The sequence below is a fragment of the Salibacter sp. genome (assembly GCF_031581065.1).
GTDB lineage: Bacteria > Bacteroidota > Bacteroidia > Flavobacteriales_G > Salibacteraceae > Salibacter.
The window spans coordinates 1-10,670 of record NZ_JAVLBN010000062.1 but is presented as its reverse complement, the minus strand read 5'-3'; the positions used below and the strand labels follow the sequence as shown (position 1 = coordinate 10,670).

The window sequence follows — 10,670 nt, the reverse complement described above, 5'->3', positions numbered from 1 at the left end:
CATGATTCCACTCTTGGTTGTCATGCCGCCTTTTTTAAGCCTGAAAAGAACTTCCAGACTTCTGTCATATTTAGCCTGAATGCGAACTTGTTTTGTCAATCTCCTCACTGTTTCGAGGTTATGCGAAACAATTTCAGGAGCCACTTCTACAACTCTTTGTAAATTATCCCATTCCCCCCTAAAGTCAGGAATTAGTGTTTCTAATGTTGTACCGGGGCTCAATCTTCGCACGGCTCTAACCGTTTCAGCCCATATCTCAGAACCACCATCTTTTAAGTCATCACGATCAACTGATGTTAAAACACAATGCTTTACACCCATCAATTTAACAGATTTCGCAACTCTTACCGGCTCAAATGGGTCTACTGTTTCTGGTTTTCCTGTGGCCACGTTGCAAAAACCGCATGAGCGGGTACAAACATTACCGAGAATCATAAATGTGGCTGTACCTGCTCCCCAGCATTCTCCCATGTTTGGGCAATTACCACTTTCACAAATTGTGTGCAGCTTGTAGTTATCGACTATCTCTCTAACTTCACGGTACTCTTTCCCTGTAGGTAATTTAACCCGAAGCCATTTTGGCTTGTTTTTCATTACTCTACCTTCTTTGTTGTGAATAGATGTCTTGCGTTGCTTTGTAGCTACTTCAGCCATATTAAATAATCTTCTTTCCGAATTGAATGTTTATATAAAATGTCAACCAAAATTGGTTATTATCTGTATTAGCCATGATCGGAACCTCTTTGCTGTATGCATCTATAACGGCTCCAACCTCAAGGGCTTTTAGTGTTTTATCGAGCGGTGCATATTCAAAATTCATCGCTACCCGAGCTGATGCGCCAGGCACTAGTGATGAATTTCCAAGACCTGTTAAAATCCCGGCTCTTCCGTGAATAATATTTGGGTTGTGAACTTCAGGGTCATAGCGTTCCACATTGATGATATCTGGCCTTGCAATTGTTCCCTGTTCAGTAATCTCGAGATAAACAGGCTTTACAATTCCTAATATTGGCCCTCCTGAGTACACCCAGCTAATTTCAACTCCTTTGTCGAGCTCCTTGCCAAAAATAACGTCCTGCCTTCCAATGTGCATGCGCAAGGAAGTGAGGGAGTTTAATTTTCCGTAAAAATACCCTCTTGCGTTATCATTGTAAGGATTGTACACCTTTTTTTCTTTAGGGTGTTTCATCATGAGTAGTTCAGCACTCCATATCCGTTTTGAAGATCCGGTTAGGTACTGAGAATAACGAAAGTTCACTCCAAATCCACGAGAATGTACAATTCCCCCGCCAGAATAATCTGCACTGTAATACAGCTTGGTGTTGTCATCACTTTGGGCTCTGACCGAACCAAATCCCATTGCGATGAGAAATAATAGATTAATTGTGATAACTTTGAATACTCTCATGAAAAAACAAATGTAGTGAAATAACGCATACTGGATTTTAATTGTTTTATGAAAATTGCAGCTTTAGAATACAAAGGGAATTTAAGGGTTGAATCTGTTCACCTCGATTCAAATCAACTCACATTCACAGATGCTCCAAAAGACAACAATGGAGAAGGGAAAGCTCTCTCGCCAACAGATTTGTTTTGCGTTTCACTCGCGAGTTGCATGTTGACAATGATCGGGATAAAAACGAAGTCTTTGGATTTTAATCCGTCAGGAACAAAAGTTGAAGTCCATAAAATAATGGATAGCGACCCTAGAAGAATTAAACAAATTGACATCCATTTTTCCTGGAGTGAAAAGATTCAGGATAAAAAACTAAAGGATTTATTATCCAAAACAGCCTTGAATTGTCCTGTTGCTTTGAGTATTAGCCCAGAAGTGAGGCTGAATACTTATTTCAACTTTGAATAGTGGCTAGTGATTTAGCTTCTATATTATTGTGAGATTCACTGTGAACTACCTCACCGTTTTCAACAACAATCAATTGAGGTGATTCATGATGGATATTGAGCTTTTTAGCAATCAATTGAGAAATTGCTCTATTACGAATAACATCAACTTCATAAATGTTAACCTGAGAATATTCAGATTTCCAGTCTCCCTGAAACGATCGCTTTACCCAACTACTAACTCCGCAGCGAGAACTGTGCTTGAAAATAGCAAATGAGTTGGTTTGATCTTCTACCAAACGATTAAACTCTTCTTCACTTTCGAGTTTTTGCCAACTCATGAACGAACGTTTATCGTTTTTTGAGGAGTTGCATCACCATAAGCCGGGCATTTTTCGTGACTTTTGCACGAAGAAATTAAAACTCCCAATACAAATACTACCAATCCTGTTAGAGCAACTTTTTTCATTAGTTTCGAATTTTATTAACGTGAACAAAGGTAAAGGATAATTACAATAATTCAATTTTTACCTTTTTAGTTTTCACCATTAAAACGTGAATATCAAATAGGTGTTGCCATGAGTGAGCTAAAAATCAACCCTCAAATAGAACCTTCCTGGCTAGAAGTCTTAAAAAGTGAATTTGAAAAGGACTACTTTAAATCGATAAAAGAGCAGCTTATTGAAGATAAAAAAAAGTACACCATCTATCCTCCTGGCAGCCTTATTTTTCAAGCGTTTAACCAAACGCCATTTGATAAAACAAAGATTGTTATTTTAGGTCAGGACCCCTATCACGGTTACGGCCAGGCTCACGGAATGTGTTTTTCAGTTCAAAAAGGCGTTGCCATCCCTCCATCTCTGAAAAACATCTACCAGGAATTGAAAAAAGATTTGGGAATTGAACCTCCAAACCACGGGCATCTCATGACTTGGGCTAAAGAAGGAGTTTTCTTACTCAATGCTTTTTTGACGGTCAGAGCCAAATCTCCGGCATCGCACCGCAAAATTGGATGGGAAAAATTCACCGATCAGGTCATCAAATCACTGTCAGATCACAGGGAAAATCTCGTTTTCATCCTCTGGGGAAACTTTGCCAAACAAAAGCAAGAATTCATCAATACTGATAAGCACTGTGTAATTACCTCACCTCACCCCTCTCCGTTTTCAGCAAATAATGGTTTCTTTGGCAGCAAACCATTTAGCAGAGCTAATGAGTATTTACAATCTAACGGAATTGAACCCGTTAATTGGGAAATTGAATAAAAAGTGAAATTACGACTAACACTCATATTTATACTAGTCGCACAATTTGCTTACTCTCAAAACTGGAGTTTTCGTTTTCCTTCAGATTCTGTTGATGTATCAAAAATTGAACTGGACGAAGAATCAGTATCACCGGTAACAAAATCATTGCAGGAAATATTGAATAACCTCTACCAAAGTGGATATTTAGCTGCCTCAATCGATAGTTTTAAAATTGATTCATCATCCTCAAAAGTTTGGGTTTACTTACAAAAGGGCGAAACGTACAAATGGACTTCCTTAAAACCCGGCAACACCGATGAAGGAATTCTCTCAAAACTGGGTTACCGAACAAAAGTCTATCGTAACAAACCTGTCAACAGCAAGCAAGTAGCAGATTTGCTCGATGATATTATTTCATATTACGAAAACAATGGATTTCCATTTGCATCAGCTCGATTAGACTCACTGAAGTTTGAAGAAAAAAGTATTGAGGCCTCGCTCAAAATTAAGAAAGGAACGAAAGTCACTATCGACTCTATAAGGTTCTTATCAGAAGATAAACTACCCAAAAACTATTTGGCCAACTACATCAACGTCACAAAGGGATCTTTGTACAGCGAAAAGAAAATCGGGCAAATTGAAACGCGCTTTCAAGAGTTGTCATTTGCCAATTTAGCCAGAAAACCGGAGGTTCTGTTTGGGAAGAATAACACGATTTTGGTTCTGACCGTGAAAAAAGAAAAAGCAAATAACATTGATGGAGTTTTGGGCTTTCAACCTCAGGAAGATGAAAATGAAGATCCTGTTTTCACCGGTGATGTGCAACTGAACTTCAAAAATGCTTTAGGAATCGCTGAAAAAATTGCGCTACAATGGAAAAGACTCCAGGATCAAACGCAACGAATCGATTTAGAGGTTGAAATACCATACATTTTTAAAACACGCTTTGGTGTATCAGGTGAATTAGGCATTTACCGCCTCGATACTTCATTTACCAATATTGAGCAACAACTCGGGATTCATTATTACTTGCGTGGAGATGATAAAATCACGGCATTTATTAATCAGTCGTCAACAAACTTGATCTCGACCGAGCAATTTGAACAAAATACAACTCTCCCTGAAAACGCAGATGTCTCTTATTTATCTTATGGTTTAGGAGCAACAATAAGTAAGTTAGATTACCGACTTAACCCATCAAAAGGCTATGAATTAAAAATAAAAGGACTGGTTGGGAATAAAGAAATCGAGCGAAATCCGGCACTGGAAAACATCGATTACGACAGTATTGAGCTCTCGACTACACAATACAAAACACAACTCAATTTCAACCACTACCTACCCATTGTTGAGCGACTCGTACTCAACAACAACGTGCAGGGTGGCTTGCTCTACAACGAATCACTGTTCAAAAATGAACTATTTAGAATTGGCGGATTACGCACTTTACGTGGCTTTGATGAAGAAAGCATCTTTGCTTCCAGTTACGCAATCCATAAATCAGAGATCCGTTATATCTTAGAGCGAAATTCCTTTGTTTACGGCTTTTTCAACTGGGCGTGGTACGAGCGTGACATTTCAAACGAATTCGTAACTGATGTGCCTTACGGCTTTGGAGCCGGAGTTAGTTTTGAGACGAGAGCTGGAATTTTCACGATTAATTACGCGCTGGGAAAACAGTTTAATAACCCGGTCACATTCAGATCCGGAAAAGTGCATTTCGGATTTGCGAACTTCTTTTAAAATGGAAATAACAACGATCATATTATTAATTTGCATTGGCATAATCGGATTTGTTGCCGGAAAGCTGATCGAGCAAAAAAGTGCGAAATCTGCAGTATCTGAATCAGAGAATGAAGCCCTGAAGTCAAAACAGGAACTTGAAACAGCACAAAAACAAACCGACTACTGGCAAAAGCAATCTGAAAAAGCTGACTTGCGTATTCAGCAGTTGATCGAAACCAAAGCATCGCAAGAGAAAACAATCGAATACCTCCAGGAACAAACGCAAACCCTCAAAAAAGTGCGAGAAGACTTCAACAAAGAATTCAACGCCATTGCTGATAAACTCTTTAAAGAACACGCCAGGTCGTTTTCTGAAACGAGTAAATCTGAACTCAACCAACACCTGCTTCCCTTCAAAGATCAACTGAAAAGTTTTGAAGAAAAAGTGGAGTCGCTCAAAACGCGCAATATTGAACAACACGCAGCGCTCAACAATCAGCTAAAGAGCTTGACTGAACTCAATAAAACAATTGGCAAAGAAGCTGAAAATCTCATCAACGCGCTAAAAGGAGATAACCAAAAACAGGGAGCATGGGGAGAAGTTATTCTGGAACGCGTTTTAGAAGAATCAGGGCTTCAAAAAAACAGAGAATACGAAGTTCAGCACTCAACCTCCAATCAGGAATCACGACAAATAAAACCCGATGTTATTGTTCACCTTCCCGAGAACAAACATATAATCATCGACTCTAAAGTTTCACTCAAAGCCTATGAGCAGTATGTTTCGGCAAACGACAATGAAGAACGAAAAAGAGCCGGACAGCTACACGCAGCTTCGCTCAAGAAACACATTGCCGGACTCAGCCACAAACAATACGAAACAGCCAAAGGATTGACAGCTCCTGATTTCGTTTTACTCTTCCTGCCAATTGAAGCTGCTTTTAGCACAGCTTTACAGTCAGATCCAAAACTTTTCACCGATGCATGGGAAAAACGAATCGTGATTGTGAGCCCCACAACCCTGCTGGCAACGCTTAAAACGATTGAATCTATCTGGAAACAGGAACGACAAAACAACCACACAAAAGAAATTGCTGAGCAAGGTGGGAGGCTTTATGATAAATTTGTAAACTTTATTGCCGATTTGGAGCGTGTAGATAAAGAATTATCGCAAGCACAAAAAGCTCTTGATGAAGCGCACAACAAATTGCACACAGGAAAAGGAAACCTCGTTTCAAGAGCTGAAAAAATGAAAAAGCTTGGAGCCAAAGCACGCCACCAAATCCCAGATAAATTCACCAACGATGAATAGATTATTTTCAATACTCGTCATTGTTATTGCAGCTTACTTCTTTCAGGGGTGTGCCTCAACAAAGTCGATCAGTAACAGCAACCTCTCCAGTCTTTACAAACGCGGGAATAAGTTATTAGAACCTGAATTTGATGTTTTTCACAAAAAGCACGGAGAAACAGATGTCCACTTTAAAGTGAATACCAAACAATTGCTGTATGTACGTAACCCGGCAGACAGCCTTTACAGCGGCAAAATCAAAATATCTTACTTACTCTACAAACATTTCGATTCAAACGAACTAATCGACAGTGCTTCCACAGTCCTCACTGATGTTACTGATTCCCTACAAAGCAAAAACCTCTACGGCAAGTTTTCTCTCACTATCCCCATAGGTAACCGATACATTTTACGGGTTAAAACAACAGATCTCAACCGTAAACAGAAAACAGAAAAACTCATCGTACTCGATCGCGAGACACCAACTAACAGGCAAAACTTTTTGGTTCTGAACGAGAAAACCAATTTGCCTTTCTTCAAAAAACACGGAACAGAGAGTGATTCTCTTAGAATCATTTACAACATGCTTTTAGCAGCTGATAAAGTGACGGTTGATTTTTATAAACGTGACTTCCCCGTTGCCCCCCCTCCTTTTGCCGTTTACAAGCGTGAATCTTTTAGTTACGAGCCAGATTCAAGCTACACGGTTACCACCGGATCTGACAGTAGCTTTCATTTTACACCTGCTAAAAAAGGCTTTTATCATTTCAAAGTCGATAGTAAAAGCAGAGAAGGATTGACGTTTTATCACTTTGACAAGCAGTTTCCTGAAATCTACAAAGTTGAGGACATGATCTCTGCTCTACGCTTTATTACCAGTAAACGGGAATATGAGCAATTACAAACTGCTCAAAACAAAAAGGTGGCAGTCGACAGTTTTTGGATTCAATTAGCTGATAGCAAAAAAAGAGCTCGTGAACTCATTAAAACTTTCTATAACCGCGTTCAAAATGCAAACTACTTTTTCACCTCTTACAAAGAAGGTTGGAAAACAGATCGCGGAATCGTTTATTTAGTTTTTGGTCCGCCAGAGATTGTCTATAAATCTTCAACAGGTGAAAGCTGGATTTACGGAGAGGAAAACAACTACCTTTCCACTACTTTTAACTTTGTCAAAATGAACAATCCATTCTCTGACAACGACTACATACTCAAACGATCTCCAAGTTATAAAAACGCATGGTACCGCGCTGTTGAGAAATGGCGTGAAGGACGTGTTTCATCATTAGATTATTAATTATTGTGAAGAAAGAACAACTCATTTTTGGAATTCACCCAATCGAAGAAGCGATTGAAGAAGGGAAAACAATTGAAAAAATATTCTTGCTCAAAGGCGATACTGGCGAGGGAATTAAAATGGTTCAAAACCTTGCCCGCAACCATGATATTCCTTTTCAATATGTTCCGTATCAAAAACTCGACAGACTTACAAAAAGCAATCATCAGGGAGCAATAGCAGTTTTATCTGCAGTCGATTATCATGCTTTGGAAGATGTAGTGCTCGAAGTTTTTGAAAAAGGAGACGACCCTTTCATTCTCCTACTTGATGGAATTACCGATGTTCGAAACTTTGGCGCCATTGCAAGATCAGCTCAGGCAGCCGGTGTTCACGCTATAGTTGTTCCCAATAAAGGAGCCGCACCAATTAATGAAGATGCAATCAAAACATCAGCCGGTGCGCTTTTAAAAATACCAATTTGCAAAGAAGCACACCTAGCTGATGCGGCTTATTTACTTCAACAAAGTGGAATTCGTGTAATCAGCCTGACTGAAGAGGGAAAAGAATCAATCTACGACAAAACGATCAATGGTCCGGTTGGTATTATCATGGGCAACGAAGACAAAGGTATTTCCAAAAAGCTTTTGAAAATCAGCGATGAAACAGCACACATCCCAATGCCTGGAAATTTAGATTCCCTCAATGTAAGCGTAGCTACCGGAGTAACGCTATTTGAAATTGTGCGTCAACGACTTAAAGGTTAAAAGAAACTGCTATGAAAAACTCATTTCTCATCCTGTTTTTGTTTTTATCTCTAATGGTCAGATCGCAGGTGACTTACGACAACATGGAAAATCTCCGTTCCGATTCCATTGATGTTTTGCATTATCACCTCGATTTAGACATGACACAAACCGAGAATCAGTTTATAAGCGGAGCTGCTACTGTTAAATTCAGCTCGCTGGAAGACGGATTACAGCACCTACCACTCGATCTGCTGGCTCTGACCGTTGATAGCGTAAAGCAAGAAAATCAACAATTGAATTTTTCTTACAATGACACACTGCTCACCATTAACCTGGGCAGAGTGGTTGACTCTAGCGATGTTGATTCAGTCGTTGTGCATTACAGTGGCTCGCCAACACAGGACGCAACATGGGGTGGATTTTTCTTTTCAGGGAACTACGCGTATAACATGGGAGTTGGATTTGATGCTAAACCGCATAATTACGGCCGTATTTGGCACCCATGTTTTGATAATTTTAAAGAAAGAGCCACTTACTCATTCAACGTAAAAACAGATGACAATCAGGTATCCACCTGTAATGGACTTTTGGTCAATGAAACGCAAAACGGGCAAGTAACGACAAGGCAATGGGAGCTGAATAATGCAATTCCAAGTTATTTAGCTTGTATTGCAGTTGCTCCTTACGCAACTGTTCACCAAAACCACCGTAACATCCCGATAGAACTCTATTCACTTCCATCTGACACGAACAATTTAAAGGCTTCATTTTCCACTCTTCCCGATGCAATGGATGCCTATATTGATAATTATGGTCCTTATCGTTTTAGCAAAGTAGGTTATTCCATTGTACCATTTAATGCAGGCGCAATGGAACACGCGACTAATATTGCTTATCCGCGTTATGCCATTGACGGCACACTCGGAAATGAAACACTGATGGCTCATGAGCTTTCACACCACTGGTGGGGTGATTTGGCAACTTGTGAAACACCTGAAGAAATGTGGCTCAACGAGGGAATGGCGAGCTTTTCAGAATACCTTTACCTGGAACACGTTTACGGCTACGACCGTGCAAAACAGGCTATCAAACAAACACTTGAAACAGTGGTCAAGAGAGCTCACATTGATGAAGATGAGTTCAGGCCTGTATCAGGAGTTCCTCATCAGTACACTTATGGCCGTCATGTTTACGACAAAGGATCTTTAGTTGCTCATAACCTACGTTTTTATTTGGGTGATTCTACATTCTTTAACGGAGTTGAATCCTTTCTCGATCAATACAGGTTTAAAACCATGAACTCTGAACAGCTCCGCGATCATCTCAATACTCAATCTACAACAGATATTTCTCCGTTTTTTGAAAACTGGGTTTTTGGTGCCGGATTTCCCACTATTGAAATCGAAGAATTTAGCGCGAGTCAATCGGGTAACGACTACTCTATTGAGCTTACAACTGAGCAAAAGCTGTTTGGAGCTGACGAATATTACACAAATGTTCCTGTCAATATCACTTTTTACGGTCAGAACCGGGAGAAGCACACAGTTCGAATTGTTCACGATAGCCAGTTTGCAACACATTACATCAATAATGTGCCGTTTGATCCAGAGTTTGTAACAGTAAATGAAGATATCAAACTTGCCCAGGCTGTATTAGATGATTTTTACAAGATTGACTCGCCCGGTCAGTTGACAGCAGACTACAGTAGCTTTGATCTCGAAGTTGAACAAATTTCAGACTCTGCACTTTTGCGAGTTGAACACTATTATTCAGCTCCTGATGAAGTTGACAAATCTATTCAGCCTTATAAAGTCTCAAATACCCACTACTGGCGAGTTGATGGTATTATCCCAAATGATTTTCACGCTTCAGGATCACTGCAATACAGTGCATCGGGCACAAATTCATTCCTTGACACGGGGTTGGTTAGTATAACTGAAGATAGTCTGATTCTGCTTTACAGGGAAATTGGAAGTAACGAATGGAGCGAGTATCCACACTACACAAAAAATGTACTTGGGAACTCGAACAACGGCTTTGGCCTTATCCAGCTCGATACAGTATTATTGGGTGAATATGCTTTTGCGAATCTCGATCATTCTGTGCTTGGAAAGAATGAACTAAAAAAGTCTTCTGAAAAAGATTACAAGCTCTACCCTAATCCTACGAAAGACTTCGTAAATGTGAGTTGTAATGAATGTAACGGCTCTATGTTGTCATTGTTCAATGTAAAAGGGCAACTGATAAAGGAGGAAAAATTGACTCAGGATCTGACCAGAATTCAACTACCTGATAGTACAGGCAAATTCATTTACATCATCAAAGACAATGATAAAATTCTTGAACGCGGAACATTGATTTCGCAATAGAGTTTCTCTCAAACAAAAAGGGGGTGTATCAAAAGGCGTTATAAAATTCAAAATTCAGGTTGTTTTAAAATGTTAAACTCGCTAAATCAGCTATTTAACTTTTAATGAAAAGCCTTTTAATACCGAAAAATAATAGATTTTTCGGTATTGATACACCCCCTTTATATCTGT

The 10,670-nt window shown here is 39.5% G+C and carries 11 protein-coding genes; 7 read left to right on the top strand and 4 right to left on the bottom strand.

Annotated elements, in window-relative coordinates; genetic code table 11:
- Both RI557_RS10770 and RI557_RS10765 read right to left on the bottom strand, forming a co-directional pair.
- The coding region (locus RI557_RS10770) for a lipoyl synthase (protein WP_310683722.1) at positions 1–654 on the bottom strand (654 nt) is incomplete at its 3' end.
- A gap of 1 nt (position 655) precedes the next feature.
- Entirely contained in the window at positions 656–1,408 is a 753-nt protein-coding gene (locus tag RI557_RS10765; RefSeq protein WP_310666822.1) for a hypothetical protein, read from the bottom strand.
- Positions 1,409–1,456: 48 nt separating this feature from the next.
- On the opposite strand from RI557_RS10765, the gene RI557_RS10760 reads away from it, so the two are divergent.
- Positions 1,457–1,864: an OsmC family protein gene (locus tag RI557_RS10760; RefSeq protein WP_310666821.1), complete on the top strand. Its 408-nt coding sequence runs from the start codon at positions 1,457–1,459 to the stop codon at positions 1,862–1,864.
- On the opposite strand, the gene ytxJ is transcribed toward RI557_RS10760, so the two are convergent.
- On the bottom strand, positions 1,851–2,183 hold the full coding sequence (gene ytxJ / locus RI557_RS10755; protein ID WP_310666820.1) for a bacillithiol system redox-active protein YtxJ: 333 nt from the start codon (positions 2,181–2,183) through the stop codon (positions 1,851–1,853). The genes RI557_RS10760 and ytxJ overlap by 14 nt on opposite strands.
- Positions 2,180–2,311, bottom strand: a complete 132-nt coding sequence (locus tag RI557_RS10750; RefSeq protein ID WP_310666818.1) for a hypothetical protein — start codon at positions 2,309–2,311, stop codon at positions 2,180–2,182. The genes ytxJ and RI557_RS10750 overlap by 4 nt, the downstream gene beginning before the upstream one ends.
- 109 nt (positions 2,312–2,420) lie before the next feature.
- Between RI557_RS10750 and ung the strand changes: the two genes are divergently transcribed.
- The 6 genes from ung to RI557_RS10720 are packed head-to-tail and all read left to right on the top strand — an operon-like array spanning position 2,421 to position 10,499.
- Positions 2,421–3,107, top strand: a complete 687-nt coding sequence (ung, locus tag RI557_RS10745) for a uracil-DNA glycosylase (protein WP_310683720.1) — start codon at positions 2,421–2,423, stop codon at positions 3,105–3,107.
- Positions 3,108–3,110: 3 nt separating this feature from the next.
- Positions 3,111–4,832: a BamA/TamA family outer membrane protein gene (locus RI557_RS10740; RefSeq protein WP_310683718.1), complete on the top strand. Its 1,722-nt coding sequence runs from the start codon at positions 3,111–3,113 to the stop codon at positions 4,830–4,832.
- Between the two features lies 1 nt (position 4,833).
- A complete protein-coding gene (locus RI557_RS10735) occupies positions 4,834–6,126 on the top strand; it encodes a DNA recombination protein RmuC (protein WP_310666814.1) in 1,293 nt (430 codons plus the stop codon).
- Positions 6,119–7,402 (top strand): GWxTD domain-containing protein, encoded by a 1,284-nt coding sequence (locus tag RI557_RS10730; RefSeq protein WP_310666813.1) that lies wholly within the window; start codon positions 6,119–6,121, stop codon positions 7,400–7,402. The genes RI557_RS10735 and RI557_RS10730 overlap by 8 nt, the downstream gene beginning before the upstream one ends.
- 5 nt (positions 7,403–7,407) lie before the next feature.
- Entirely contained in the window at positions 7,408–8,148 is a 741-nt protein-coding gene (gene rlmB, locus RI557_RS10725) for a 23S rRNA (guanosine(2251)-2'-O)-methyltransferase RlmB (protein ID WP_310666812.1), read from the top strand.
- 11 nt (positions 8,149–8,159) lie between these two features.
- A complete protein-coding gene (locus RI557_RS10720) occupies positions 8,160–10,499 on the top strand; it encodes a M1 family aminopeptidase (RefSeq protein WP_310683716.1) in 2,340 nt (779 codons plus the stop codon).
- Positions 10,500–10,670: the final 171 nt, after the last annotated feature.

Coding starts and splice junctions, on each gene's coding strand:
- RI557_RS10730 (WP_310666813.1), top strand. CDS start 6,119: ATGAATAGATTATTTTCAATACTCGTCATTGTTATTGCAGCTTACTTC.
- RI557_RS10765 (WP_310666822.1), bottom strand. CDS start 1,408: ATGAGAGTATTCAAAGTTATCACAATTAATCTATTATTTCTCATCGCA.
- ung (WP_310683720.1), top strand. CDS start 2,421: ATGAGTGAGCTAAAAATCAACCCTCAAATAGAACCTTCCTGGCTAGAA.
- RI557_RS10760 (WP_310666821.1), top strand. CDS start 1,457: ATGAAAATTGCAGCTTTAGAATACAAAGGGAATTTAAGGGTTGAATCT.
- RI557_RS10735 (WP_310666814.1), top strand. CDS start 4,834: ATGGAAATAACAACGATCATATTATTAATTTGCATTGGCATAATCGGA.
- RI557_RS10750 (WP_310666818.1), bottom strand. CDS start 2,311: ATGAAAAAAGTTGCTCTAACAGGATTGGTAGTATTTGTATTGGGAGTT.
- RI557_RS10720 (WP_310683716.1), top strand. CDS start 8,160: ATGAAAAACTCATTTCTCATCCTGTTTTTGTTTTTATCTCTAATGGTC.
- ytxJ (WP_310666820.1), bottom strand. CDS start 2,183: ATGAGTTGGCAAAAACTCGAAAGTGAAGAAGAGTTTAATCGTTTGGTA.